Here is a 26481-nt window from a genome sequence, read left to right on the forward strand (position 1 = left end):
CTCACAGAATTGCGGCAGCCTTCGTCAGGAACCAGATGATGATCACCACCAGCAGGGCTCCGATGCCGACTACGGCGCCGAGGTCTTTCCAAGTCTTGCGCTGGTTTTGCACGTCGGCGTATACGGTCAACGAATGCCAAGCCACACCAAGAAAAGCGAGCAGGGCGATCAGCAGACCGAGCAAGATGCCGCCGTCGTAAGCGTAGTTTTTGATCGTCTCGATCAATCCGGAACCTTCGCCACGTGAAGGAGCTTCCATGGTGGGAAGCTCGGCAAAAGCCAGGCTTGGACCTAGTACCAACAGCAGACCGATCAAGCGCTGACTCGCACGATCACGCAGGTTGTTTTTCAGGGGGGCAAGGCACTTGAGCATGGCGGCGATCTCCTGGTTTAGGAAAGGGTGAAGAACATCAGAACCAACAACGCGAGCAACACGCGTGCAGTGCTGCCACCGAAGGCACCGAAGCGCACACTGCCCGCGGCCCAACCCCGGTAAGCCGTCCACATCACCCAGGCACACCACAGCAAAGCCAGGACCAGAACCATGGAGATCCACAGCGTCGAGCTGCTCTGTGCCGAAAAGCCGGAGGCGTTATGGAAGGCAGCCGTTTGAGCGTCAGTCATGCTCATGGCGAAGCCTCCGCTTGCGGGGTATCAAGGCGGTAATCGCCGACCATTTCATGGGGATCGCGGGGCTGGGCACGGGACGGGGATAGGTAACTTCGCACACCTTGGCGGATGCGCTGGATGTCTTGAGTTAGGCGGGGATAGTCGAAGCGATAGCGATCGTCGGGTTCAGCCGTGCGGGCTACCTCAGCTCGCGTCGCAAGACGTTCGATAGTGTCGAGTTGCCGCTGGATAAGGCTGAAATGATCCTGCTCATGAGCCGAGGCGGCATCGCTGCTGCCGTGAACGATAGCTAGCGAGAGTAGTAAGCAGCGAAAGACGGTAGTCGGCATGATGTTGTCCCGTATGGAGCTGGGAACAGAATCAAGTCAGCGGGCGAATTATTCAGCATTAAACGCGAGGTGGGACGTATCGCTTTTTTGGAGGAGAACCGAATAGGTTTACACGCATATACATAGGCAATCGATTCGGTGCAAAAGAAGGCTCAGACAGCTCTCAGTCCAAAAAAGATGTGTTTTTCATGAGGCAATGAGTGGGTCGGCTCATGCATGAGGCAGTATGGGTGACGAAGAGCGAATCATCGCTTAGCATTGGAATGTTCGTTTCTCAATAATCTCTCCTGAAGGAAGTTTTCATATGTCTCGTTTGGCTGAATTTCGTAAGCTTGAGCAACAACTCGCCGAACAGCTCGCAGAGCTTGAGTCGATGAAAAGTGATTCCGGCTTGAAAAAAGAAATGGAATTTGAGAGCAAATTGCGGGCGTTGCTTGGCGAGTACGGCTTCAGCTTGAAGAACATTATCAGCATCCTGGACCTAGAGGCTGGCCGTCGTTCCTCGGCACCGATAGCAGCCCCTGTAAAAGCAGCCCGTAAAGCTCGCGATGTAAAAATTTACAAAAAACCGGACTCTGGTGAGCTGATCGAAACCAAGGGAGGTAACCATCGGCAGTTGAAAGAATGGAAAGTCGAGTTTGGCGCGGACGTTGTAGAGTCGTGGCGTACTCAGTAAGATCGGCTTGACGAGGGCTTTGCAAGGGCCCTTTTTTGCTACTGAGGATGCTGAATTCTCAGTGCGAATCTTGATCCCACTTCTTCACCAATCCTCAAAGATACTTCTTAAATGTAGTTGCCGTGATTGCTACTGTAATACCAAGCATTACGGCACAAGGCAAAAATACGACCATAGGATTGAGTGAAAAGGGCAGGGATAGGTAAATAATCCAGGGCGCAAGCAATAGCGGTATCACTCCTCGTTTAGCGCGGTGATAGACGAAGCTACTCTCTCGTCCAGCACCAAATTTGCGCAGGTCGCGACGCATCAGACCATCGATAAAACCGGTGAGAGAGGCCAGCAGAAACAAGGGTGTGGCCAGAGCCAGAATGGTCAGGCGCACCACGAAGGTAAAGGCCACATACACAGCGGCCATTACGAAGTCCTCGATGCTTACGTAGAGCTGGTTGATCCAGCTCCAGAAGCCGTTGCCCTGGCTCGACACCCGCGCCTGCCGTGCGAAGTCCGCGAAGCCAGTCTTGACCAATAACCATTGATTGAGAAAATCCAGCCACTGGACAATCGTCTGTCCAGGTTGTTGGAGGATTAGAGAAGATTTGAAGTGCTCACTCAGCCAGCCCAGTTCGTTCGCCAACATGGCTTGGCTGTGCCGACAACCCTGATCGCCCCAGAACAGCAGCAAACCGGCGTACTCAATGAGTATCGAGAACAGCAACGAGGCGATCAGCAAACCGATAATGCGTAAGACCAAGCCAATAACCGAGACGATCAATCCCGGGCGCTGGATCGGTTGTGGCGGCGTGTTCTGTACGGAAGTCGCCATCCTTTACTCCATTGCGCACCGTTAAGTTGATGCTGCCACGGCGCCTGCCGAATACCTGTTTGCTGAATCAAAACCTGTAACGGGGCGGGCTACCCCACCTGATCCAGATCGAAGTTGGTTGTTGGGCCGCTTCCGCTCGCGCTCCACCATTGCCCTGCTTGTTCGTTATAAGTGGCTCGCATCCGCTGAGTGAGCTCCTGCAGGTCCTTGGGCATGGCATCGTTGTTGGAGGGTTTTGGCAATGGCATGCGGACTTTCCAGAGCTGGCCGCCGGCCTGGAAGGAGAACATCTGCCCCTTTGGCAAACTGACGATACTCGCTGGTTCGATCAGTGGCACACTGGTGCTGCTGACGCGATCCTGCGAAGACGAAGTGAAGTCTGTATTGGCCTCAGGATCGGAGGTGTCTGTAGCGCCTGAGACCAGAGTCTTGGTCAGAACGTTGACCTTGGGTAACTGCTGGGTGAGTAACTCCGCGGTAGCGGTTTCACGCACGCGTAGCATCTGCAGGGTGTTGAAATTGCCGATCACCTGGCCGGCCTTGGCCCGGTTACCGATTCGCGCTTCGATGTCGCTGAGGGTCTGGGTGTAGGCCGTCACCTGAATGCCGGCGCCACCTCCCTTGTTTATAAGCGGGATGAACTCGTCGCCCATCAACTCGTTGAACTCATCGGCGTGCAGGTTGATCGGTAGCTTCTCACTGCTGCTGCCTGCGGGCAGGCCGTGGTCAATGCCATGTTTGTAGATGTGGCCCGCAACCGAGACCAAGTCGGCGAACATGGAATTGCCCACGGCGGCGGCCACCTCTGCATCGGTCAGCGCATCCAGGCCGACGTAAACGATGCCGCGTTTTCGGATGATTTGCATCCAGTCGAAGATCGGCCGCGGATCATCTAAATCGGTGTAGTTGGGCGCCAGTAATTGGGCGGTCTTGCCGGTGGTGAGTTTCTCCAGCAGCGGCAGTAGCGAGGCAACGATTTTGTCGAAGTAAGTACGGTCGTAGCGCACCGCTGAGCGCAATCCGTCCAGCACCGGGTCAAATACTCGTTTCGCCGCCAGGTATTGTTCGATGGCGACCACGCGCTTTTCTCGTCCCACCATATGCCGGGGGATGTTCTTCTCGGTGAGCTTGCTTTCAAGCTGGACAATCACTTCCCACGCTTTTGGGTCGATCTTGGCGAAAAACTGCTGGGCGTATTCTATAAACAGCGCGTCGATGTTGACCACATGTCGCTGAATTTGCAGGTAGTCCGGACGTCGGCCCAACTCGATTAGGGCGCGGGCGATGATGTTGACGAAACGCCAGGCGAACTCGCGAAACGCCGCCGAGTTACCTTCACCACTGAGCTGCCCAGCGATGCGCGACGCCACTTCCGAGATGCGCCCGAAACGTCCCACGGCGTTGTAGCGGGCGGAGATCTCCGGCCAGCCTAGATGGAAAACATAGAACTCCTTTTGCCGACCAGCGCGTTTGGCTTCTACGTACATGCGTTTGAGCAAATCGGCATCGCCCTTCGGATCGAAGACGATGACCACTTCATGTTCGACGCGGTGAATGTCCTGGGTGATGTACACCTCGGCGAGCCGCGTCTTGCCAACACGGGTCGTGCCCAGCACGAGGGTATGTCCGACTCGTTCACCCAACGGCAGACTGACTTCCGTTTCGTCGGGCTCAACCCCATGCAACAGCGGTGAGCCACCGACTGGAGGTAAAGGGCGCAACGGATTAAAGGCGCTGTTCCAGGCCGTGATACGGGCCAGTGTCGAGAGCGGAAACGGTGCATGTTCCAGGCGTCGTTCGAGTTCACGGGCCAGACGATAGCTGGTCGATTGGTCGACATAGTGGGCGACGGTCGGATCCTGGGCCTCGACCAAGCGCTGGGTGTGCAGGCGGGTCCAGCGAAAGCCGCGGCCCATGAACAGACGTTTGCGGCTCACCGGAATCTGCCGGCTGGTCAGCTCGTAGCGAGGCAGCCGGCGGATATTGCGCCGATAGCGCAACACCTCCCAGGCTTGTCGCAGGCGGATCAAACCGAACAGGGCATAGGCCAGCGCCGCAATCAGTCCGATCTCGGGTGATAGGGCCACGGCCCAGGGCGAATACACGCATAACACCGCCGCGGCGACGCAGATCGCCACGGTATACAGTTCAACTGCTGGCCGGAGTTTGGACTCCATCGCATGCTCGGCCATGACCCAGACTCACTGTTCCAGTGAGGTGGCTGTGATTAAGACAGGGTAGTGCTCAATTTTCAGGCGAGCGGCGATGTCGTTGCCGTTGACCGGTAGGATGGTAATGCCCGGCGCGGCTGCTCGAATTCGGGCCAGGGCTTCAGTATCGGTCACTTCGACGGCGAGGCCGGCCGCCCCCATTTCTTGCAGTTCAGTCGCGCGCTGATGCAGCCAAGCCAACGATTGGGGATCCTCCCCGACAAGGAAAAATGGCTGCAAGCCCGGCATGTCCAGGGTACGAGTTGTGATTTGGCCTGGGCTCAAGTGAGAGCTGCGCACGGGCAGTATCCAGGTTTCATCGGCAAATGCAGATAGGTCTGCATGTATGGCCCGAGTAGGCTGGGTCTTGTTGTTTATTGGCGGCCTGGAAGCTTCAAACTGGGGGCGGGTGACACCGCCAGGCTGAACTTCTGCAAACGACAGTCCCGGCTCGGCGAGCGCAGCCAAGAGCACGGCGAAGTAATACGCACTGGGAATTCGCTTCATGGTGGTGTGCCCTGTTTAAAGGAAACCTGCAGTCGTTCGAGTTGTTGAGAAAAGCCGGCGCGGTAACGCGCGGCCGGCGTTCCTCCTGCCGGGCGGTGATATCGGCCAGCAGCTGACACCCAATCACCGGTGACGGCGTGATGCTCTTGCAGCAGCGCGGCAGTTACGGCCAGATTGCGGTAGGGTTCGAGGGCTTCGCAGGGACTGGAAAAATGCTGTCCGTGATAACCCAGGTTGATTTGCCCAAGCCCGGCATCGACGCGCTTGGCGTCATACCGAGCAAGCGCCTGAAGCAAGGCGTGACAGGCGGTCTGATGATTGGCGAAACGGTAAGGGCTACCGGCAATATTCAGCGTCCAGGGCCAGGGCAGCAGTCGACCACGGAGGCGGGCGCCACTCTCCTGCAGGGCAATCGCGAACAACACCGTGGAAGGTACGTTGGCGTCATGCGCTGCCAGTTGATAAGCCGGAGGCGGAAGTTCGTCTGCCCGGACGGCGTGCACCGTCAGCAGGAGCGCAATAGCAATCAATCGAGACGTTGCCATTGTCCGTTCACCTGCTGAAATGTGACGGGTAACGGTCTCGGGGCTCCCAGGCTGAACCAGCGCCCGCGATCATGGTTCAGGGTGATTTGCCGGTGTTGGACCTTGCTCGCATCAATGCCTGCTTGCCGCGCCCAGCCACGGACATGTTCATCCTCACCTTGGCTACCCACCAGGTAGATATCGAACGCTGTATCACTGCTTTGCAGACGCTGCGCTTCAGCGGTGCACGCAGGGCAATGGTCTTCGACAAACAGAGCGCGGCGCGGCTCTACCGGTGAGCTAGCAGTGGGCGGGGATGCCATACCCTGAATCGGCAACAGCCCAGGAAACAGCTTGGCCCAAGCTGCGGTGTAGGCGTTTTGGTAAGCCAACTCGCGCTCGGCGCGTTTGGCTTCCAGCGCTACTTGTAATTCGGCATAGCGCTGGCGCTCTTGGTCGTTCTCGGCTTCGACTCCGAGTGCGGTCAATGGATCGAGATTCGGGCTCCAGAAACCACGTGGGCCGGCTTGGATCTGTTCGAAGCGTGTCCACTCCTGCTCCGTCAGACCCCAGCTTGCCGCCTGTTCAGAGTGCGAACGCTCCAGCGGAGCAGACTGCGTGTCCTGGGTCCGTGACGGTGTCGTGACGGGGTTGCCCAGCGCAGCGCCCGTGCTCAGCAATGAAATGAAACAGACGATGGGGTTCAGCGGAGCTCTGTTCATGATCGCTTCTCAAGGGAGGTGCACGGTCTGGTCTGGGTGAGCGGTCACCGCGAAGATAGCCGCGTTCGGCTCCAGCACCTTCAGTTGCCATGTGCCGAACTGCTCGCCGTTGTGCAGCAACTGGATATCATTGAGCGAGCGACTGTCAGGAGGTGCGACCGCCAGAAAGCGCTCGCCACCGCGGTACTCGACGCTCAACACTGAAAATGGCGGCAGGAGCGGGGCAGGCTTGGGCTGAGCGGTTTTTTTCGGCTTGGCCGAGGAAGGCGTCGGTGGTGGGAGTGGTGGCTGGCTCTTGAGTTCCAGAAGTTGCTGCTCGACGTGCTCGAGTCGTGCGCGTAGCGCGATCATGTCGGCTTCGGTAGCACGGGCTGCCAGACCATCGCGCAGTTCCTGTATCTCCTGCGCCCATTGATCCAACATCGGATCGAGGGTATTGGCCTGTTGCTCACCGGAATCGACCATCTGCTTCAGGTCTTTCAGTGCGTACTGCAGCTTCTCCTGTGCATCCAAGAGGGTGCTTGAATCACGTTGCAGGGTATCCAGGGTTTGTAGGCGTTGGGCGTTCGCATTTTCCAGCTCGGTCACGCGTTGATACTGGTTATACAAACCACCACTCAGCCCGGAGACCGCCAGGCAAAGTGAGCCGACAATGAGGGTTTGAAACGTCGTGGCTTTCATGGGCGTGCCTCCGGCTGATGGGCCGCGCTGGGTGCGAGCCGCACGACGACAGCATCTTTTTTTAGCCGTTCGAAGCAGACCGAACGGCTGACCTCATCGATCGTGAGTTGCCAGGCGGGGCCAGCCAGTACTTGTAGCGCGTTGCGTAGTGAGATCGGGCCGAGCCGGTAATGGGCGGCGGGCAGAGGCCGGGTAAACAATACCTTTACTGGTTCGGTGGCGGGGCAGAGCGAATAACCTGAGCGCTGCAGCACGTAGTGCATCGCCTCCTGTACCGAAGGATTCAGGTTGGACGGAATGTTCACGTCAATGATTTGAGCGAGAAGATCACGTTGATCCGGGGTGGGCTCGGTGCTGACCAGCGTATAGCGGTCATAGCGGAGCTCTGACGGATGACTCTCTTCGGCTGTACTCCTCGAAAGCTGGGCCCGATTGGAACCACCGGCATTCTCTGGACTAGTCGGCAATGGGGTTGGGATGTGCGCGGTGCAGGCACTCAACAAGCCCAGCAGACAGACAGGCGTGAAAAAACGCTCCATGGAAAAAACCTCATGTCAGATTCAGTGCAGAACCTGACATGAGGTGAAGGAGCGATTCAGTGAGTAAGTTGATTCAAGACGGGTCGTGTTTAAGTTGAACGCGTTGCTATTTCGTCATAAATGGCGAGCCCATCCAAGACGGCAGCGTCGGGGTCGAAAATCAACAACCTCACATCCGCCAATGCCGCCAGATACAGTACGTTGACCAGGGCTTCCGGTGTGCCAGCGTCGAGCTGCTCCTGCCTCAGCGATGTGTAAAGACCGCCCTCAATCTTCATCAGATTTTCGTCGGTCCAGGGCGTGCCGATCAGCTTACATCCGAGGCCATTGCCGTCTGTCAGGGCGAAGGGTTCAAACAGCAGACCGGTTGGTCCGGAGTTGAAATCGCTAGCCCGGCGTTCCAAGTAGCGCAACGCCTCTTCAGTGAGGTGTGCGGTACTGATCTCCCAGGCTCGACTGTAGTGTCCTGTGTCGAAGTTCAAGCGATGGATCATGACTTGGGCTTCTTCCAGGGAGTACAGGTCACCGACGTGATGTCGCTCGTTGAGCATTTCGCCAGTCACGGCATAGGTCACTTGCCGCACCAGTCCGGTGGATTGGAAGCGTTCATCCAATTCATCCGGGATGGACTGACCCTCGCTAATCAGAGCGAAATCGTCATTGAACAGGCACGGGTACAGTTCTAACGCATCGTCGGGCAGATGAGTTTGTGAGTCGTGTACGGAGCGAAAACAGGGAGGGCAGTCGTTCGCGTAGGTGATCAGCAGCAGCCGTTCGATAGATAGATTGTCATAGCCGCGAACGAATGGGTTTGAGGCCCCCAGCATCGCTGGGGTTTGGGTAGTGGAATTCATGAGTATTCTCCAGGATGAAAATGAACAAGGCGCCCGAAGGTGCCTATTGAGGGGATTAAAGCCAGCCATGCTCAGCAAGGGAGAGAGGACGACCTTCGCCGACGATGAAGTGATCCAGTACGCGCACTTCGATCAAGTCCAACGCCTCTTTCAACCGTGCGGTCAAGGCGCGATCCGTCAGGCTGGGGTCCGTGCAACCGGAGGGGTGGTTGTGAACGACAATCACAGCAGCTGCGTTATGTGCGAGGGAGCGCTTGACGACTTGGCGAGGGTAAACACTGGCGCCATCGATGCTTCCGTGAAAAAGGATCTCGAATGCCAGAACGCGATGGCGAGCATCGAGAAAAATTACACCGAAAACCTCATGCTCTTGAGGTGCAATATGCAGTTTTAGGTATGAGGCCACGACGTCAGGTGACGTCAGGTTGGGTCCGCGGGTGAACAGCCGACGATCCAGAATGTGCAGCGCTTCGTCGATCACCTGGTTTTCCTGGGCGATACGACCGGCCTCGACATCCGAGGTTTCAATCAGGGTGAGTTGGGTGCTCATGGGTACCTCCGAAGGGAACAATCCGGGGGTACACACCCGAGGGGAGTGGTGTCCCCGAGGTGGATATAGAGTCAGGGACATTGCCCGATGACGCGCTGTTTACAGCCGAGTGAATCGGTGTCGTTGTCCGTGCAGGTGTGAATCACAACCGTCGCAGGTCAATGGGGAGCAGGTTCGTATTCCACGGCCAGTTTCGGGGTCGAAGTCGGCACTGATGGGCATTAGCCGAACCAGCCCGCGATGGAGACCGGCGATGCGTTTCTCGATGTCATCCGTCGTGTAGAAGAGCGATAACGTGCTGTAGTCCTCGTAAGCCGCAGCGAACAGGCAATCGTCGCAAAGCCAGAAGGATTCCATGTGGGTTCTCCTGTTCGGATTGAAGAAAGGCGCTCGATTGAGCGCCTTGATGTAAAACATCGGGGATTGTGTTCAGGCGGACTGAACAGTACGTGTGGTAACACGGCGGGCTGTGCGGGGAGTGGGTGCAGATTCAGGTTTGTTCCTGGTCTCTGTTGGGTTGTCGGTATCCTCAGCTTCGGCATCAGCCGACGTTGGGGATGGCTCACTGTTTGGCGTTTGCTCAGCAGGTGCTGTTGCCTCCTGCCTGGCAGGCGCTTTGTATTCGAACGTGCCGTTGACCTTGATCCAGTCGATGTACAGCAGACGACCTTTCAGGCTGGCACCCGGCTGGCCTTGTTTATCGCCTTTCTCATAGAGAAATGGGTCAATCCACAGATCGCCGATACGGAACGACAGCAAGACCTTTTTCTCGGCTCTGACGGCGTCCATATAGAGACGAATCAAGCGTTCAGCTTCGCCTCCAGCGACTTTGCAGTCGAAGCGGGTGTACTCGACCGCATCAGTGGCACCGTGCAGAGCCGCGATATCGCAGGCCATGAACGGCTGACCGCGGCGGACTTGTACTTCACGAACACGGTTGAGGTAGCCGATACCGGCAGTGTGCAGATTGAAGTAAGTGGTCGCTTCTTGGGATTGGTTGGCGTGGGCCATGGTGGTTCTCCTATTTCACGGGAAAACGGCGACGCACAGCCCCTGACGGGGAAGTGAGCCCCGTCAGGGTGGGTAAGATGAAGGCGAGCGATGAAAGACACGCCACCGGCAAGCCGATGACCATCAGATCGATGCGCCTGGGGAATAGCGATGCAGCAGAAGAGAATCTGCAGCAGTGATTTGCGGACTTGGGGTAGTGGGCATTCATCACCGCTGAAGCGGTAATCGTGCGAGCCTCCGAATGCTGATCGCACTTGGGTAAACCACCACGAAGCGTGGCGTAGCCTTGAAGGTTCAAGCTACCTGGGCTGGGCTGTCAACGACAGCGAACCACGCCCTTTATATAAGCCTGTCACAGGGGAGCGTCAAGGCGCCGCAACCCGATTTTTTATGGCCGGAATTCAGTGGCAGTCACTGGACGGAAGAAAGTGAAGAGTGGGCCTGGCGGGGTGCCAGGCGAGGAATAGAAAAGCCACCTTAGGCGGTCTGACGCAGTCGACAAGCTCCTCGCAAAACTTGGTTTGACTGCGCCATGATTCGCCAACCGACCCTTGTCGTGGCCTGGATCGGAACATGCTGGCACGCATCCGCGCACAAAGGGTGCCCAGTGTTTCCCCGGCGGGCTCCGGGACTGAATGCGATCGCCGTAGCGGATGACCGCTGCTACCTGGCAGAGGCAACAGTGGTCATCCGCCACATTGATCCGGTCGAGCACAAAGCGGGAATGAAATTCCGCAGAAGAGAAGGTCCCGAACTCTAGGAGTCCGACCGAGCTGCCCGGAGCGAATCGGTCTTGGGTCGCCGTAAGCGATGATCCTGAGGCACTACAGCAGAGGGGGGGGAGGACGTCAAGCCAGTGTGCTAAGAGGTTATTTGCTACTGAGATGAGCGGCCAGCTGTTCGACGGTCGTCAGGATAAAGGCACGGTCGCTTTCTTGAAGGCCGCTCAGCAGGCCCGCGATCATCTGGCCCTGGTCGTTGGGGCGACTGCTCGACTCCGTCAGCAGTTCATCCATCCGGCAGTCGAAGATGTCCGCCAGTTGCATCAGCTTGACCACGGAAAGCTCCACCACACCCCGCTCAAGGCGGGAAATGGCTTCGCTGCCGATCCCCAGGCGTTCAGCCACCTCTTCCTGGGTCAGATTACGCTGAGTGCGGTGCTTCGCGATCATGCGCCCAATTTGGGCTTGGGTTGGATGTTTATGTGCCAAGTGATGAGTTCTCCAATTCAACCCGAATGGTTGAGCAAAGACCCATTGACATGAACATCCTTAACGGTTGAGTATCGACTTATGGGGTTGTTATATTGACTGAAATAGCTGTTTGTCGCGACGTGATATCTATTCCTCCAGGAATCAGAGGCCGAGTGAGCAGCGAGACTGAGCGGCCTGATAGGGCCAGAGGGAGTTAAGGTTGACCATGGATGAGCCGCGCGAGAACGTCATGGACCTGATCTGGGATCGAACACTGGAGCTGTTCATCAAGATCCATGACTGCCCTGATAACCCCGAACACCGCGACGACCTTGTTCATTGGCTCAACGAAGATCCTGCTCACCTGAAAGCGTTCAATGAACTGGGGCAGATATGGATCGCGACAGGTATCGCCTTGGCCCGTGAAATCGGACAGCCGCTAGACAACTTGGATAAGGATCAGGCGCCGTTGATGACGCACTGACCCTGTACATCAACTCCAAGATTTTGATGATCACCCATGACGCGTCATGGGTGTCGCGTACCTTTGCTGATCGGCACAGTGCCTTTGCAGTCCGGGTAGTGGGAACATGACCAGAACGGTCCTGATTTTCCCTTCCGCCTAAGCATTGAGGCGTTGCAAATGGGGCAGACAGGCCCGGCTTCGACCGGTACCGACAAGCTGAGCGCTCCGCAGTTTGCGATCAACTGCGTAATCCAATGCGCCTGCTTGGCAACAAATGCATCCAAAGTCAGACGTCCTGCTTCGATTTCATCCAGAGCTTGCTCCCAGATTGCTGTCATACCCGGATCGGCGACTGCAGCGGGTACGGCTTCGATCAGGGTATGGGCCGCTGCGGAGGCCGTTAAGGCACGCTTTTTCTTCAACAAATAACCGCGATCAATCAATCCCTTGATGATGCCGGCTCGCGTGGCTTCGGTGCCGATACCGGTGGTGTCCCGAAGTTTCTGTTTCAGGCGCGGGTCGTTGACCAGCTTGGCCACATTTTTCATCGCCTTGATCAGATCGCCCTCGGTGAGCGGTTTGGGAGCAGTGGTGCGCATGGACTTGAGTTCGACGTCGTCCACTGCGCACTGTGTACCCTGTTGTAGGACGGGCAATACCTGGGACTTTTGACTGGGTTCATCGTCTTCGGCGTTGTCGGAGAGTAAGCCTTTCCAGCCTTGAGCCAGGATCTGTTTGCCAACAGCGGTTAACCGTTCTTCGCCGCACTCCAGTTCGACCTCGGTTCGATCAAACCCGTGATGCGGCAGGAATTGTACGAGGTAGTGGCTACGAATCAGTTCGTAGACTTGGCGCTCTTGTTCTGACATCCGCCCAAGGTTCGCCGGCTCGGTGGTGGGGATGATGGCGTGGTGCGCGGTGATCTTGGCATCGTTCCATGCTCGTGAGCGCAATGATCGATCGATGCTTCCGAGCGCTGGGCGTAACGCGGGATCCATTCTGAGCAGGGCATCGAATACCGCGGCTACCTCGTTAAACATGCTCTCTGGCAAATAGCGGCAATCGCTGCGCGGATAGCTGGTGGCTTTGTGGGTTTCATACAATGCTTGAGCGATGTTCAGCGTTTCCTGAGCGCCGAGTCCCAACTTGCGTGAACAGACTTGTTGCAGTGTGCTCAGGTCGAAGGGCAGGGGTGGCGCTTCGCGCAAATGCTCAGTCTGCAGCGAGGCTACGGTGGCGGTCTTGCTGCTAGAAATCGCTTGGACGGTCTGGCTGGCAAGCGCCTGCTGCAGGCAGCGACCGGCTTCGTCACGTCCTGAGCTTGGCGGTATCCACGACGCGATGAAGGATTGCCCCATTGAAGACAGGTGCACCTCCACCACCCAGTACGGCACAGAGACGAAGCTGGCAATCGCGCGGTCTCGTTCAACCACCAAACGCAAAGTAGGCGTTTGGACGCGTCCAACCGACAGCACGCCGTCATAGCCCGCCCGCCGTCCTAGGAGGGTAAACAAACGACTGAGATTCATACCAATCAGCCAATCGGCGCGGCTGCGGGCGAGGGCTGAGTGATAGAGCGGGAAGGTCTCCTGACCAGACTTCAGCGAGGACAGTGCTTTGCGAATCGACGCCTCGTTGAGTGCGGATAACCAAAGGCGCTCAACAGAACCACGATAGTTGCAGAGCTCTAACAACTCGCGGGCAATCATTTCACCTTCTCGATCGGCGTCGGTGGCGATGACGACGGTGGTGGCTTCGTTGAGCAGCTGTTTGATGATTTTGAACTGCACGACAGTCTTGGGTTTGACCTCAACCCTCCACTGCGCGGGAATGATCGGTAGATGATCCAACGACCAGGTTTTGTACTGATCCCCATAGGCTTCAGGTGGGGCCGTTTCCAGTAGGTGACCGATACACCAGGTGACGGTTGTCTCGCGTCCGATCAAGCAACCATCGCCACGTCGGCTGGCTCCGAGAACCTTGGCGATGTCACGACCTTGGGAGGGTTTCTCGCAGAGAAAGAGACGCATAGAACTGCTCCGTATTGAGTTCGGAGCAGCGTTGTTGGAAACAGCAGTGGCGAGATATGAGAAACCTGAATGACAGGTTCCTCATATTAGTCGGTGAGCGCGGTCTTGAATGGGGGCGAGGCCACCCTGTCGTCGCGTGGACGACGGTGCTTCACGAGCAGCGAGTAATGACAGGCCAGGCACTTCGCGCAAAGGCGCAATATTTATGCCTCAAGTTAGTCATGCCGATGGTGGCTGCCCTCTGCGCTTTTTGGACTTCGACGCAGGCGAGCTGGCCTGGTCTGTAACCTGCCCGACGGGAGCCGCAGACGAGGCTGATTCACTGGAGCGCTCCCGCATGACCACGTTCTGCACGCGATGAGGCAGGATGCCGACACGACGCGCCTCGATCTTGAAGGTCACCCGCGCATTGTCTTCACTGTCCTCCCACTCATCGCGCACGGTGCGGCCTTCGACCAACACGCGCATGCCTTTCTGATACAGCGTGCTCCAGTGCTCAGCCTCGCGGTGCCAGAGTTCGACCGGCGCCCAATAGCCGCCTCGATCCTCATAGCTGCCATCGCGTGGCACGGGGTTGTCGAAGTACACATTCAGGCGCAGCAAACGCCGTGGCTCGTCATTACCTGATGGGAACTCCTGGAACTCTGGCGCACTGCCGATGTTGCCTTCGCCGACGAAAAAGGTACTCATCACGATATCTCCACTGCTGGTGTGAACGGACGCAGCAGCCGTTCGGCGCTGGCCATTTTGATCGCGCAGGTTGAAGCCTGACGGTAGAGCGAATGCACCACGCTCATCTGCAAGTTCAGTGCGATACGCTCGCATTCGAAACGGTGCAATTCCTCGCGTACGGCTTGGGGCAAGGCCTTGTTGGAGACCTGGCGTTCCCAGACCGCAACGCCCATACGGGCGAAGTCTCGGGTGCGCCATCGCAAAAAGGTGCTACCCGCACTGGTGTTCTGCAGCACCAGTCGAATATCCAGCAGTGAGTAAGGGGGCTGTCCGGCCTGCTGCGCCGCAGCCTCCATCAGCTGACATAACTGCGCCTCGATTTCCCTCGCCACCTGCGCCAGGTATTCCAGCTCCCCCTTACCCTTAAAAGGTTTTAAAAGGCCTTTTAGGGAGGCAGCGTGTTCGAGCTGTCGATAGGCATCCGGTGTGAGTGTTTCGAGGGGCATTGGTTGAGTCGGGATTAGGGGCCTCATACTTCGTCCTCCGGTTCATCGACTGTTGCAGATGGCTCGACCGCTTCCTCTGCCAACGCGCCAGCGCCATCCACTGCCACAGCACCACGACGAACGATGGGTGGTGCGAACTGGGAGCGGCGATGCCCCTCAAGGATGTCCATAGGAGGGAGACCAAACTTCTCCATGGCCGCCAGAGCACGAGCGTTGTTCGCCGCCATGTCATCACGGGTGACGCCAGCATGCCGATAACGCTGGGCCTGGCCGAACAGGCTGCGCAGCAGATGGGCTCCGTCGTCGATCCAGGCTTCCATGTCTCGGCGACCGATCAAGGCGGTGTGATGGGCCAACAGGGTATGCCGCACCAGCGTGTCGTAGTCAGTCAGCAGGTAGACGGCCAGGAAGCCCAGCTGGCTGCCGATGTACAACGGTAAGGTGACGGGATGGATGTTGAGGTTGTCGCCCATGTCGATCTGCGTCGGCAGCTCTTGTCTGATCCGGTCCAACTGCTGGGTCAGTTCCAGCATCCCAGCCTTGGCCTGCATCAATTTTTCTTCAAGCTGCACGATCGCCCAGTCGGCATAGGGATCGTCCTGCGCTGCGGCTTGTTTGATCAGGTTAGTGACGCTGATGTAACCGGCCATACCCATAATCGAATGGACGCCTTCGCGTGCGGTCCGGCCTTGCCAGATCCGGGCGGCGTGGTGGGTGTGCAGGGTCAGCGTGATGCTGCTGCGCAATGAACCCAGGTTGAGCTGATAGTGATCGGCCACGGTGTTGTCCTCGCATAGGCTTGGACGGAAACGTTGCGACAGATGATGGTCAAGGACAGCCGAAAAGCTGAATGCGGTCTGTTCGGTTTGGTTTGATGGTTGAATTTCGATACGCTTGACAATGATGCCAGTGGCATCAAATCTACTGACGTCCAGGGCGTTTGCTACGCAGCTGGCGCAGTTCATCCAGGCACGCTTGGGCGAGGGCAGAGGCGGGTTCGCCCTTTTTCCTAAGCCGGCGCGGGGGAGCGGGTGGCGGTTCTGCAATGGGTAACGATTCAGCCTGACCTGCCCAAGGGTGGAAATCGCCTTTCAGCGCCCGCTGGATCAGGCCCATCAGATACGCCGCGGGTTTGCGGACGCGTCCTGCCGCACAGCGTGCGCCCGCTTCGTTGAGCACCGCCTGCCGATCTGCTGGTTTAAGCTTGTTCAGCGCTACGGTGACGGCTTGCCGCTCGCTCGGACTCAGGTGCAGCGGATCAGGCCAGTGCAGGTTATCCACCGCCGGGGTCGCGCGCGGTACAGTACATATACTTTCTTTTAATACAGTACAGGCGGCATTCGGATTCCGAACGCTGCCGGAAACATGGGCGTTCAGACCCGGTTCGGATTCCGAACTAGGCCCCGCACGATTCCGAACGCGGTGGGCGCCACCCAGTTCGGAATCGTGTAACGCTTCATCGGTTGCGAGATCCAATCCTTGCTGCGTCCAATGGTCGCCCCAACTGTCGAGCCGGGTGGGGAGTCGATCCAAATCGATATCGGTGTCCTGACGAATTTCTTCCAAAACATGCCGAGCGACAATTCGCACCGCCTTGGTCGCGTGAGAGAGGGCATGTCCGACCAGCTCCAGATAATCCTGATCCAGCTCCATGGCTTCGGCGGGCGTTAACGGTTCATCGTGCAGGACGTACAGAGAACCTTGTAAGCGCCCGCTGAGATGATCGCGGCCACGACTCACCAAACTGAGCCAGCGCGTCAACCTGAGCATCGTCAAGACGCGAGCGATGGTTTCACGGGAGGCTGACGCACCGTAGGGCACGCTCGACAAGTAAGGCTGCAGATCTTCATAGCGCGGCGTGACCACGCCCTGACCTTGCAGCATGAGTCGAAATACTTGCCAGGCATTCCGTTCCAATGGCGTCAGCCGACTATCCAGCAGCAGCCGACGCGGCACGACTTCGTGAGATTGGCCACTGAACAAAAAGCCCGCCTGCAGGGCCTGGTTGGAAGGAGGTTCAATGGTGGGGCGTGCGGGCCAACGTTCACTTAGTTGTTGGGTGCATTGCTGCAGAACACGCTGCCAGCGACTGGAAGGGGCAGTGTTCATGTTCCGTTGCTGTAATGGTCGATCTGCTGCCAAACGATGGTCAAGCTGATCTGTTGCTCCTCGGCCAGCATCATCATGGCGTCAAGCTGATCCTCAGCACCTTCCTGATCGCGTAATTGGCACCAACGCTGCCAGAGCGCATGTTCCTGCGCTTCGCTCAAGTTCTGAGGGCGGCCCTTACGGGTTTCTATCTTGAGCAACCGTCGGCGCAGGGCGGTTTCCGAATGCGCCAAGCCGAAGCACTGATACATGATGGTACTGCTGGCACCGAGCTTGAGCGCTCGGTTGATCAGGCGCTCGTTCTGTTCGTCGCGTTCGGCCTGGTCGATCAACCGATGCAGCACCGGCGAATCAATCTTGACTTCAACCCAGGGGACGGTGGCATGGGCCAGACGTGACAGTGTGGTGGGTGGTAAGGATTGCAACAGGTAGATGTCGTCTTCACCCAGTCCGAGTGCTTTGCAGCGTTGCAGATTACCCAGACGCAACTCGTGAAGGACTTGAGTCAGCATGGCCTGGTTGAGCACATTGAAGGACAGGTTCATGGCAACTCCTTCATTGAATCGTCTTCATGAGTAAGCGTTAGGTCAATCAGACGCCGGGCTAAGCGAATGAGGCGATACAGTTTGATCAACAGATAATCAGGCAGTCGCTCCAGCCCTACGTCCACGGCGGGACGATCTGTCAGCGGGAGTTGATAGACCCCCAACAACAGCTGCCCGAACAGAGCTGAGGGCAATTGCTTGCGATCCTCCCAGTTCACTTCGTCTTGGGCACGCAGCAGGGCCAAGAGCAACAGGTGAACGCCGGCCGCCCGAGGGGCTGCAAGATCAAGTTGCTCGATGCTGAGGGCGAAACCCAGGCCGTGCTTTTGGTCGATGATGCTCTCGGGATGTCCGGCATAGGCCGCCATTTCCCGAGCCAAGCCGGCAATGGCTAAACGCAGTTGTTCGGGGGTATCCAGTGTCGGTGCGATGATCCAGATGTCGTCGATCGGGCAGGTTGCGACGGTCTGTCCTGGTTCGGATGCAGTGGCGCGATCAATCTGTTCGCGGATCTGCTGGACACGTGACGGAGGGCTGGCTGCAGATACCAGGGTCGTTTCGGGCAGCGTGAGCTGCTCCTCTCGCTCTGTTCCGGTCTGCGTCCTAGTTTCAGCTGATTTGGAATGCGGCTCGGAAGGGGGAGGCTCGTCCGTGGGCTCATCGACGCTCGGCAGAAGGTTGTTCTGCGGCGGCGTGACGACCGCGCCGGGCGTCTGGATAACCCGTTGGGTATCGCCCAACTCCAGGGCCAACATGCGGTAGGTCTGTCCGAGTAAGCGACTCATGCGTTCGAGCAGTTCATCCTGGACTTGCTCAAGGTCGAAGGACTCTGGGGCGGCATCAAATTGCCCTAAGGTGTCGAGCCAAAACTCGGGAAAAGCGATGGCGTCGGTTGGATAACGATTCCAGGTTCGTTCAGCCTGGCTACGCAGACCGATCAGGCGTTCTATTTTGGGTTTGCCCAACCCGGCGTATAGGGTTTGTGGAATGGCGGGCAGTAAATGTTCAAGGGTGTCCAGCATCCGGCTGATGTGCGACTGCGAAATCGGATAGCCTCCAGCGGCAAGACGTCGTGCCAGCTCACGTTGCGAGAGTGGTGCTCCATCTGATTCGAGCATGGCCTTGAGTTTGGTCACTGCCAGAGCACGCTCGATGAAGGTGAGTTGGCCGTGCAGATCGCTTTCAGCCAGATGGCCGAGTAGGGCGCTGATTTCATCGGTCCAGGGTCGGAACAGGCAATGGATGCGGAAGAATCGCTCGTCGCGGGTTTCCTGCCACAGCTCGCCGAGAATTGCCAAGCGCGTATTGCCGCCGTTGCGGATGATGAAGTGGGTTTCACCCGGGCGGCGGGTAATCGGTGGAGGTTGGTCCAGCCCGCGTTCACGGATGGAGGCCTTTATGTCGTCATAAAGCGGATTGCGAATGAAGCGTGGGTTGTGTTCGTAGGGTCGCAGCTGCTCCAGAGTGACCAACATGGGTGTGTCGATGAGTGGATCTGACAGGCTCTCTAGCCCTGGACCTTGAGGAAAGTGGTCCTGGTGCAGCTTGTCGGTAATCTCCTGCTGGCTGAGCTTCTTCATTGGAACAACCTCAGCAACGCCGGTTACGCAAATGGTCACCAACCTCGAATTTTACGATCTCGGCAGTTCCCGAACATTCGAAATACCGACACAGTTCCGCGAGAAACCAACCCATGGCCGAGCGTCCACGCTGCAGGCGAAAGACCACGGTGCAGTATTCCTCGCTAGTTGGATGATCTTGTCGAATGGATGGCTGAACGACGATGGGAAACCGATCCAACATCAAAGACTCCTCGCCAAACGCTGTTGGCCTCAAGGTTGAACAACAAAATGACTTGGCGCGAAATACCGTCTACGGAATTCGCCTCATCGGACCTCTGCGTATCTGCTCGCCCTAGAAATCGCTTCGCGCCATTCCGGAAACAACTCGATGGCCAGCGCTTGCATGGTTTCCATTGCTGAGTGCGAGCGTCGTTCACGTGACTGGCGAGTCTCGATTCGGTGGGCTGGTAGACCAAGGGAGGCGGCATTGGGATAAGCCACTCGGTCTGGAACTACGGTTTCTAGAACTGAGATGTTGGGAGCCCCAGCGAAGGCCTCGTGCAGGCCACGGATAATCATTCGCGTGTCTACTCGGATGCTATTTACCTGGTTCAGCAGCAGTCTCAACGGTGGCGGTGCAATACCCAGGTGACGAAATGGTTCGAGTTCACTGAACAGCCTCAAAGTGCCGCGGCGCAGTTCGCGGGCGGCGAGCATTTCCGGTGTGATGGGGGAGAGGGCAGTATCGCAAGCGAGGATGGCCATCTCCAGCAGCACGCTGCGTGCGCCTTGGGTGTCGATCAAAAGCAGGTCATAACGGGGGCGGAAATCGTCGAGTAGACTGCGCAGCCGTAATCGTCCGTCAGGGGCATGCAGCAGCAACGTATTCAACTGGCCTTGAGCGTCGTTGGAGATGATCAGGTCGAGCCCAGCGATCACGGTCCTGGATACTATCTGTGTAGGCGTTGTTAAGTTGAGTGCAATGAGCTCGTACGCCCCAGCAACAGCTTTCTGGCTCAAGTCGTAATAGCTGGAGAGGGTGGGTTGGCTATCCAGATCGAGCAGTAGGACGCGTAGACCAGCGTCCGCCAGCAGACCGCCGAGATTGGCGGCTACTGTGGTTTTGCCTACGCCACCTTTCGTGGAAACCACCGATAACACATGCATGGCATCAGGCCTGTTGGCCCAAGCGCTCAACGACCCACTGCTCGATTTCCAGCGAGTCCCAACCTACAGCACGCAATCCAATGCGCTTGGCTTGCGGAAATTTCCCTTGCTTCATCAGGTTGTAAATGTGCGCACGTTTAAAGCCGGTTTTTCGCTCTACCTCATCGCGCCGCATGACGTGGCGTTCGGTATATGGTTGAGAAACTTCAACGATGGGAAAGGATTGATTGGGCATGTTGGTCACTCCTAGCGCTAATTGGCACGTGGTGGGAAGTGAGGTGCATTGAAAAACAGAAATTTAGATTAGTCATTGCAATGCAATCGCTCGTATTGCAGTGCAACAATATTCGGTGATTGGCAACGCACGTTTTCCAGCGGCGAATGGGATGTCCAATAGATGCTATGGAATGCCAGTCAGGTAAGAAAGGAGCTGATGCATTGCGACTCGATGAGCTTACCCAACGAGGCACTCCTTCATATATTGTCGAGCAGAAGCTAATTTTCGTTCTGCTGATCGCGATTGGATGTGGCATTTTTGATAATTTCTGTGGTTGGCTACGCACCATGTCTTGAAATTTAATGGGCATGAAGCCAATGGCTTACACCCACTAACAGGCTAGGGGAAATCACCCAGATGAGCGGAATGCAGAGTTTATTGCTTCGCTTGGGAAAGACTGCGTCTACCGGCCGCGAATTTTTCGTCCAATGAGCGTTTGCTTAGACCGGCGACGCCGCTGTAGTGCGCGGTAATAGAGTTGACGATGGACGCTTGGCTATCAAATATCGAATGCTTTCGTCCGGATTCGGACGAACCTAGTAAAGTATTAACTAGAGCGCCTATCACGTTCAGAAAGCTGGCTTTGCTTTGATCAGTGAGTTGTTTTTGGCCTTCGACTAGGCTGCGTAAATTTTCGCGATCCAAACCTGCTGCGGTGAGTTCGTTTGTAAGAGTTCGGAGCGCTGCCTCGGACGCTTTCAGCTGTATTTGCAATGCATCCCTGTCTGCTTGCAATGCCAGGTAGGTTTCGTAGCAGATACTTCCCACGTCGGAAGAGGTGCCAAAAAGAAACGCAGGTCGCTGGTCCGGCCAGTACTGAGCCATCCATTGTTTCAAATCTGAATGTCTAACCGTAAGTATATTGATATCAATGGGTGTGCCTGGAGCAACCGACTTGCCGAAGACGCCATATCGCAGTTCGTTATTGCGGATAGCGTCTAGTATTTTTTCAGTACTGGTATATAGACAAGGCCATTGAGGGAACATAGTGGGAAGCAGGTCTACGTGGTCCCATATCGATTCAAGTATTTGGGCTTCGAAAGCAATTAAATTGCACCAGCGGATTGCTGCTTCAATTGGCCTGTAGAATAGTTTTGCTACTGAACTAAAATCATTATTAGCATCCATGTGGGGTAGCCTTTGTTAGAGACATGCCCGCTAGGTGATTAATTACTGTCGATCAATCACATAGCTTCCGTATTGTTATTCAACGTTCAACGATTGGGTGAACCGGATCTGAACAGATTTGCATCATTAATCTCCTATCGCTTCATCTTGTTTTTCCAGGTTAAGGTACCTTGACCTTCGCTGAGAGTTCGTCGCCATCGCAGTAAATCCTAGATGATCCTGTAGCCGCAACTGTCAAATTCGAATGGTTCAAATGCCCGTAAAGCGTTGGTTTGAGTGATGAAATAAAACCCGCTTTAAGTCAATTTATAGCTTTCAAATCGGATTCGCAAGTCTTCCTATGAAACAGGTCGATGGATGATGGGCTTGAAGACCTTTCTATCGGTGCTTTAGACGCTCGACACGTAACAAACCAGCTCTTCTGGGATGGGCTTGCGAGAAGACCCTTAGGACACAGTGGAAGAGTAGTGTCGACTTTGCCTCCAAAGCGATGCTCAGAAAGCCATTGCTCATGAGCGCTTAAGCTCCAGATGGGCGCCGCCTTCAGCTTACTGATCCAGTTTCCATCAGCATGAACGTGTTTGCTCACATCGGATCCCTCAACCGCCAAATGGCGGTGCGTGATGTGATAACCCTCCTCTAAAATTGACTTACGTCAGATTTTGGGTGAGTCTGGTTCTTGTATTCACCGACAGTTTCGAGGCCGTATCTATAGGCGTTTTGGCTAGATCTCAAGAAAGGAGACAGGTGTGATGACTAAAACCGAGGTGGAATCTCCTGAGGCGATATTCGCTGATCGGTCCGGCCTAGAGCTGTTCTATAGAGATTACGTATCCCAGGGAGTAGGATCGGCAGTCCTCTGTTTACATGGATTTATGCGTAACTCTCGGGATTTTGAAGAGCTCGCTCCTCGGCTGGCTGTGGGTCGACGTGTCATTGCTTCCGACCTCCATGGGCATGGTCACTCCGCTCGAATGACGAAGGCGACTGATTACCACTTTGACTTATTGATCAGCGATATGTGGGCGCTTCTTGATCATCTGCATATCGAACGCGTGGTGGTCATCGGGACAACTTTAGGTGGCTTGATGGCTATTGAAATGGCAGGCAAGGAACCCGAACGAGTCGCTGGAATTGTTGTAAATGACATTGGGGCAGGAATTCCATTGCCGGCGCTTAAGCGGACGGCCGGTCATGCAGGGAACGCGGATTACTCATTTGAGGAGGCTGTCGCACGGGTTAAGGAGCACAACGAAACGATCTATCCGGGATTTGGTAAAGATGATTGGATTTGTCTGATGCTTCGTGCTTATCGGAAAATTAGGCCTGGTCGATACGCCCGGGAATTGTCCGCTGGTGACTTTAAAAGTAACTGATCTTTTTAGTCTCTCGGATTGGTGGTTATAAAATAATAACAATTATTATAAGTGATTGGTTGGAGGGTTGGTCAGTGCGTCCAAGTATAAAGCGCCAAAAAAATAGACCTATATTTTGCAGTAATTTATTTTCGAAGAAAATAGCCGGCGGAGCGAATCAAGTAGGGGACTGGATATGTTGCATATTGGTTGTACTAACTGGGGTTGGCGGATGGGCGATTGTTTGGTTATTGGGTATTTGGTGGGTAGATTTTTGATTGTTTTTGGTTGGGTGCATTTATTTCCTTGTAATGTGGGGGTAGTACTTCAGCGCTTGATTGACCAGGTGTAGAGACTGCATTGATGAATCCAGATCGGTCAGCAATTGTTTCTCCTTTTCGGAAAGCGTCTTCACGGTGTCGGTTATGGAGGACGGTGCGCCGGTTACAGGTGCGCCTCGCCGGTCTCCCGGCACCGATGCCGCAGCGTTTAGTACGACGGGGCCAGTGAGCAGCCGGCTAGCATGCCAACCGGCAGCTATAGTACATCGAGGTGGTAGGGCAGCTTGATAGGCTTGGATAGTGTGTGTTGGTCGGCATAGGATCGCTTCGCGGAAGCCAGGCGTAGGGCGATACGTGCCAAGGTCTGACGAGGGATATCGATGCCGTGCCGGCCCAGCACGGTTTCAAGCTGCTCGCTGGCTTCCTCGCCAATGGTGTCTTTGCGGCCGTGAAGTGGCTGCAGGCCCCGCCGCAGCGTTTGAAAACGACGACTTTGTTGAGGTGGCAACACACTCGTACCGTCATCGTTTCGGATTGTTGAAGGAGATCCAGCCTATCGAAGCATAAAATCTCGGCTTGCCGCACAACCGAGGATCGCTATGCCTTCATTGGTTCTGGAGGGTCGGGCGGATGCAGTCGATCCACCTTCCAAGGACGACCCGTTCGCACGTCATTTTACCGGGCCGTATCGCCGAGAGATCTTGGAAAGCGTTGGCCATAACCTGCCCCAAGAGGCCCCAGGAAAATTTGCCGGCGGGATCTTGAGCCTCGGTGGTTGAGGCCATAAGAGTTGCACAACCGCTTGCGCCCGCCAGCCAAATACCGACGCCGTCATGCACCAGCACCTTCAAGCAGATCCGGCTGCAGCTTCCTGAAAAGAATGAATGATGGCTTCAAGCATCAGACTGGCTGTTCGACTCGATCCTTGCGTTTCCCGCGCAACGACAAACACCGGCCGTTCCACGATGAACTCCGGCAACGGCAGGCGAAACAAGGCGCCGCGCTCCACCCAGGGTTGGGCAATATGGTCAGGCACGATGCCGACAAAGCCGCCGCTGAGCAACAGCTGTACCGTGCCTTCGACATGATGGGCGAGGGCACTGGCGTTTTGCAGGAAGTTGGCCGGCGCAGTGTCCTGTACTAGGTAGCCACGACGCACATAATGCGCTGTCTGCTCAACAATCCGGCGGGCTTGTGCTTCGCTTTTGCCGAACGCTTCATGATCCCGGCCGCAGTATAGGGCCGAGGCTTCGGAGCCGATCACCTGATAGCTCAGAGAAGGCAGGTCGGACTTGCAAATAGTCACGCCCACGCCAGCTTTTTTTTCGGCAACAGCACGTTCCACCGCATCCGGTGGCGCAACCCCGATACTAAGGTTGACCAACGGATAGTTGTGACGAAAATTTTGCAGCGCGTTGGCGATCGGGTTGCTGGGCGTGAAGGCGCTGTGATCGATAAGCCACAGGCTCAGATCACCTTTGATCTCTGCTTTCGAGCTAGCCAGAGTGTCGCGAAACTCATCGATCGAATCGAGCAGACGCAGCACCGCCGTGTAGGCGACCTGTCCTTCCTCGGTCAATTGGAAACCACTGCGCCCACGATGGCAGAGTTGGCTGCCGAAACGACTCTCCAAGTCGGACAATTGCCGGCTGATGGCCGAAATACCCATCCCCGTGGCCTCTTCGGCGGCTGACAGCCCCCCGCACTCGACAACGGCCTTGAACAGTCGCCAGTGTTTCAAATCTATATCGTGCAAGGGTGGAACCGATGCTGTGTTCAATGCATGTACTCCAGGTGCGGGGAGTAGCGCGCGTGACTCGGTTTGGCGGTGCGCGCTCAGTTCTAGCAGTGTTTTACACCAAGTCGTTGGTTCAGCCGAGCTGATCGTCCAAATAGATCAAGGTTTGTGCCAGCACACGAGTGCCGTCAAGCAACTGTTGCGGTTCCAGCCATTCTTCGGGGCAGTGGCTGCGGCCGTTAAGGCAGGGGATGAACACCATGCCCATGGGGCCGGTGGCACCGACATAGACGGCGTCGTGCCCGGCGCCGCTGGGCATGGTCATGTGCGGTAAGCCTAAACTTTCAGCCACTGCACTGATGGCCTCAATGACTGTTTTCGAGCAGTCCGTAGGATCGGCGTACGTCAAGGGTACTGAGCAAGTAGTCAGTCTTAGCTCCGTCAGCACAGGCGCGCAGCGCTCCAGCAAGTTTTCCGGGAAATCGAGCAGTACCTGTTTTGAATCGCTGCGCACTTCGAGCACCATTTCAACCTTGCCGGGCACGGCGTTGGGCACATTAGGGCACACATCCAGACGGCCAACCGTCGCTACGACATAGTGCGGGTTACCGCTCATGTCGGCCGCTAAGCTGCGTGCTTCGCGAATAAGCTCCGCCGCACCGACCAGGGCATCTCGCCGCAGGTCCATGGGCGTAGTGCCCGCATGATCCGGCAAGCCATGCACGGTGATTCCGACTCGGCGAATACCTACGATGTTGGTGACTGATCCAATAGGCAGGCCACGACTTTCCAGAACCGGCCCCTGCTCAATGTGCAGCTCAACGAACGCTGCGGTGCTGCCGGGTTCTCGCAGAGCCTGGCCGAGGGCCGTCGGGTCGCCCCCGATACGGGTCATCGCCTGTGCCAGGCTTTCACCTGCTCTGTTTTGTGATGCGAGCATCTGCGCAGTCAGGAGCCCTGGAAATGCCCGGCTGCCGACACAGGAAATGCCATAGTCACTCGGTTCTTCCGAGAGAAAGTCGATCACCTGGAGCGGATGGCGCAAGCGTTGGCCGGCGTCTTTCAAGGCATGGGCGACTTCCAGCGCTGCCAGCACCCCTATGATGCCGTCGAACCGGCCGCCACCGACCACCGTATCGCAGTGTGAGCCACTGATCAGCGGTTTCAGACCAGGTTCGCTGCCATTGAGCTGACCAATCAGATTGCCACCGGCGTCCAGCGTGACGCTTAGCCCTGCCGACTCGAATTCAGACCTTAACCACAGCCTTGCCTGCTCAAACTCGGGTGAGAAGGCCCGTCGGGTCCATGGCACGTCTGGCAGCGTAAAGCTCGACAGCGTACTGACCCGATTCCACAGTCGTTCAATGTTCAATTGCAGCAGGGGGGCGCTCAT

General features: G+C 56.5%; 30 protein-coding genes. 3 read left to right on the forward strand and 27 right to left on the reverse strand.

Features of this window, described 5'->3' with window-relative positions:
• Position 1: 1 nt before the first annotated feature.
• The 3 genes from ACODTO_RS00555 to ACODTO_RS00565 are packed head-to-tail and all read right to left on the reverse strand — an operon-like array spanning position 2 to position 959.
• Positions 2 to 373: a TIGR03745 family integrating conjugative element membrane protein gene (locus ACODTO_RS00555; RefSeq protein ID WP_060738069.1), complete on the reverse strand. Its 372-nt coding sequence runs from the start codon at positions 371 to 373 to the stop codon at positions 2 to 4.
• Between the two features lie 17 nt (positions 374 to 390).
• Positions 391 to 630 carry a TIGR03758 family integrating conjugative element protein gene (locus ACODTO_RS00560; protein ID WP_258632391.1) on the reverse strand — a complete coding sequence of 80 codons (240 nt, stop codon included), beginning with the start codon at positions 628 to 630 and terminating at the stop codon, positions 391 to 393.
• On the reverse strand, positions 627 to 959 hold the full coding sequence (locus ACODTO_RS00565; RefSeq protein WP_258632392.1) for an integrative conjugative element protein, RAQPRD family: 333 nt from the start codon (positions 957 to 959) through the stop codon (positions 627 to 629). The genes ACODTO_RS00560 and ACODTO_RS00565 overlap by 4 nt, the downstream gene beginning before the upstream one ends.
• A 304-nt stretch (positions 960 to 1263) precedes the next feature.
• On the opposite strand from ACODTO_RS00565, the gene ACODTO_RS00570 reads away from it, so the two are divergent.
• Positions 1264 to 1635 (forward strand): histone-like nucleoid-structuring protein, MvaT/MvaU family, encoded by a 372-nt coding sequence (locus ACODTO_RS00570; protein WP_258632393.1) that lies wholly within the window; start codon positions 1264 to 1266, stop codon positions 1633 to 1635.
• A gap of 94 nt (positions 1636 to 1729) precedes the next feature.
• Here the strand turns inward: ACODTO_RS00570 and ACODTO_RS00575 are convergent, their stop codons facing one another.
• From ACODTO_RS00575 to ACODTO_RS00630, 12 genes are all read right to left on the reverse strand, one after another.
• A complete protein-coding gene (locus ACODTO_RS00575; RefSeq protein WP_258632394.1) occupies positions 1730 to 2461 on the reverse strand; it encodes a TIGR03747 family integrating conjugative element membrane protein in 732 nt (243 codons plus the stop codon).
• Between the two features lie 89 nt (positions 2462 to 2550).
• Positions 2551 to 4653 carry a type IV conjugative transfer system coupling protein TraD gene (traD, locus tag ACODTO_RS00580; protein WP_258632395.1) on the reverse strand — a complete coding sequence of 701 codons (2103 nt, stop codon included), beginning with the start codon at positions 4651 to 4653 and terminating at the stop codon, positions 2551 to 2553.
• Between the two features lie 9 nt (positions 4654 to 4662).
• Complete coding sequence (locus tag ACODTO_RS00585) at positions 4663 to 5178, reverse strand: integrating conjugative element protein (RefSeq protein ID WP_258632397.1); 516 nt, start codon at positions 5176 to 5178, stop codon at positions 4663 to 4665.
• Positions 5175 to 5723 carry a lysozyme family protein gene (locus tag ACODTO_RS00590; protein WP_231808343.1) on the reverse strand — a complete coding sequence of 183 codons (549 nt, stop codon included), beginning with the start codon at positions 5721 to 5723 and terminating at the stop codon, positions 5175 to 5177. The genes ACODTO_RS00585 and ACODTO_RS00590 overlap by 4 nt, the downstream gene beginning before the upstream one ends.
• Complete coding sequence (locus ACODTO_RS00595; RefSeq protein WP_258632399.1) at positions 5705 to 6424, reverse strand: TIGR03759 family integrating conjugative element protein; 720 nt, start codon at positions 6422 to 6424, stop codon at positions 5705 to 5707. The genes ACODTO_RS00590 and ACODTO_RS00595 overlap by 19 nt, the downstream gene beginning before the upstream one ends.
• Positions 6425 to 6433: 9 nt before the next feature.
• Positions 6434 to 7105 carry a chemotaxis protein gene (locus tag ACODTO_RS00600; RefSeq protein ID WP_258632400.1) on the reverse strand — a complete coding sequence of 224 codons (672 nt, stop codon included), beginning with the start codon at positions 7103 to 7105 and terminating at the stop codon, positions 6434 to 6436.
• Positions 7102 to 7644, reverse strand: a complete 543-nt coding sequence (pilL2, locus tag ACODTO_RS00605; RefSeq protein WP_258632402.1) for a PFGI-1 class ICE element type IV pilus protein PilL2 — start codon at positions 7642 to 7644, stop codon at positions 7102 to 7104. Before pilL2 ends, ACODTO_RS00600 begins: the two co-directional genes overlap by 4 nt.
• 89 nt (positions 7645 to 7733) lie before the next feature.
• Positions 7734 to 8498, reverse strand: coding sequence for a DUF5983 family protein (locus ACODTO_RS00610; RefSeq protein ID WP_258632403.1), 765 nt, complete (start codon positions 8496 to 8498; stop codon positions 7734 to 7736).
• Positions 8499 to 8553: 55 nt separating this feature from the next.
• On the reverse strand, positions 8554 to 9048 hold the full coding sequence (radC, locus tag ACODTO_RS00615) for a RadC family protein (protein ID WP_161904295.1): 495 nt from the start codon (positions 9046 to 9048) through the stop codon (positions 8554 to 8556).
• A gap of 99 nt (positions 9049 to 9147) precedes the next feature.
• On the reverse strand, positions 9148 to 9405 hold the full coding sequence (locus ACODTO_RS00620; protein ID WP_258632406.1) for a hypothetical protein: 258 nt from the start codon (positions 9403 to 9405) through the stop codon (positions 9148 to 9150).
• Between the two features lie 72 nt (positions 9406 to 9477).
• Positions 9478 to 10059: an STY4534 family ICE replication protein gene (locus ACODTO_RS00625; RefSeq protein WP_258632407.1), complete on the reverse strand. Its 582-nt coding sequence runs from the start codon at positions 10057 to 10059 to the stop codon at positions 9478 to 9480.
• Between the two features lie 869 nt (positions 10060 to 10928).
• Positions 10929 to 11270 (reverse strand): helix-turn-helix domain-containing protein, encoded by a 342-nt coding sequence (locus ACODTO_RS00630; RefSeq protein WP_027912505.1) that lies wholly within the window; start codon positions 11268 to 11270, stop codon positions 10929 to 10931.
• Positions 11271 to 11478: 208 nt separating this feature from the next.
• Here ACODTO_RS00630 and ACODTO_RS00635 point away from each other — a divergent pair, with 208 nt between their 5' ends.
• Complete coding sequence (locus tag ACODTO_RS00635) at positions 11479 to 11736, forward strand: FecR/PupR family sigma factor regulator (RefSeq protein ID WP_258632408.1); 258 nt, start codon at positions 11479 to 11481, stop codon at positions 11734 to 11736.
• Between the two features lie 44 nt (positions 11737 to 11780).
• On the opposite strand, the gene ACODTO_RS00640 is transcribed toward ACODTO_RS00635, so the two are convergent.
• The 10 genes from ACODTO_RS00640 to ACODTO_RS00685 form a co-directional block, all read right to left on the reverse strand.
• Positions 11781 to 13748, reverse strand: a complete 1968-nt coding sequence (locus ACODTO_RS00640; protein ID WP_258632410.1) for a DNA topoisomerase III — start codon at positions 13746 to 13748, stop codon at positions 11781 to 11783.
• Between the two features lie 219 nt (positions 13749 to 13967).
• Complete coding sequence (locus ACODTO_RS00645; RefSeq protein ID WP_258632412.1) at positions 13968 to 14438, reverse strand: single-stranded DNA-binding protein; 471 nt, start codon at positions 14436 to 14438, stop codon at positions 13968 to 13970.
• Positions 14438 to 14953 (reverse strand): DUF3158 family protein, encoded by a 516-nt coding sequence (locus ACODTO_RS00650; RefSeq protein ID WP_258632413.1) that lies wholly within the window; start codon positions 14951 to 14953, stop codon positions 14438 to 14440. The genes ACODTO_RS00645 and ACODTO_RS00650 overlap by 1 nt, the downstream gene beginning before the upstream one ends.
• Positions 14950 to 15705 (reverse strand): PFL_4669 family integrating conjugative element protein, encoded by a 756-nt coding sequence (locus ACODTO_RS00655; RefSeq protein ID WP_258633557.1) that lies wholly within the window; start codon positions 15703 to 15705, stop codon positions 14950 to 14952. The genes ACODTO_RS00650 and ACODTO_RS00655 overlap by 4 nt, the downstream gene beginning before the upstream one ends.
• A gap of 142 nt (positions 15706 to 15847) precedes the next feature.
• Positions 15848 to 17035, reverse strand: a complete 1188-nt coding sequence (locus tag ACODTO_RS00660; RefSeq protein ID WP_258632415.1) for an STY4528 family pathogenicity island replication protein — start codon at positions 17033 to 17035, stop codon at positions 15848 to 15850.
• Positions 17032 to 17580, reverse strand: a complete 549-nt coding sequence (locus tag ACODTO_RS00665; RefSeq protein WP_258632417.1) for a DUF2857 domain-containing protein — start codon at positions 17578 to 17580, stop codon at positions 17032 to 17034. The genes ACODTO_RS00660 and ACODTO_RS00665 overlap by 4 nt, the downstream gene beginning before the upstream one ends.
• On the reverse strand, positions 17577 to 19160 hold the full coding sequence (locus ACODTO_RS00670; RefSeq protein ID WP_489105833.1) for a ParB family protein: 1584 nt from the start codon (positions 19158 to 19160) through the stop codon (positions 17577 to 17579). The genes ACODTO_RS00665 and ACODTO_RS00670 overlap by 4 nt, the downstream gene beginning before the upstream one ends.
• Positions 19161 to 19466: 306 nt before the next feature.
• Complete coding sequence (locus ACODTO_RS00675; protein WP_258632418.1) at positions 19467 to 20309, reverse strand: ParA family protein; 843 nt, start codon at positions 20307 to 20309, stop codon at positions 19467 to 19469.
• Between the two features lie 4 nt (positions 20310 to 20313).
• Positions 20314 to 20544: an AlpA family transcriptional regulator gene (locus tag ACODTO_RS00680; protein ID WP_258632419.1), complete on the reverse strand. Its 231-nt coding sequence runs from the start codon at positions 20542 to 20544 to the stop codon at positions 20314 to 20316.
• A gap of 417 nt (positions 20545 to 20961) precedes the next feature.
• The gene (locus tag ACODTO_RS00685) at positions 20962 to 21714 is read right to left on the reverse strand and encodes a hypothetical protein (RefSeq protein ID WP_258632420.1); all 753 of its coding nucleotides are present in this window, start codon (positions 21712 to 21714) and stop codon (positions 20962 to 20964) included.
• Between the two features lie 752 nt (positions 21715 to 22466).
• On the opposite strand from ACODTO_RS00685, the gene ACODTO_RS00690 reads away from it, so the two are divergent.
• Positions 22467 to 23090, forward strand: coding sequence for an alpha/beta fold hydrolase (locus ACODTO_RS00690; protein ID WP_258633558.1), 624 nt, complete (start codon positions 22467 to 22469; stop codon positions 23088 to 23090).
• 1107 nt (positions 23091 to 24197) lie between these two features.
• On the opposite strand, the gene ACODTO_RS00695 is transcribed toward ACODTO_RS00690, so the two are convergent.
• Positions 24198 to 25130: a LysR family transcriptional regulator gene (locus tag ACODTO_RS00695; RefSeq protein WP_258632422.1), complete on the reverse strand. Its 933-nt coding sequence runs from the start codon at positions 25128 to 25130 to the stop codon at positions 24198 to 24200.
• 91 nt (positions 25131 to 25221) lie between these two features.
• Entirely contained in the window at positions 25222 to 26481 is a 1260-nt protein-coding gene (gene ertE / locus ACODTO_RS00700) for an N-carbamyl-l-glutamate amidohydrolase ErtE (RefSeq protein WP_258632423.1), read from the reverse strand.

It is taken from the genome of Pseudomonas sp. FG13 (assembly GCF_057809755.1).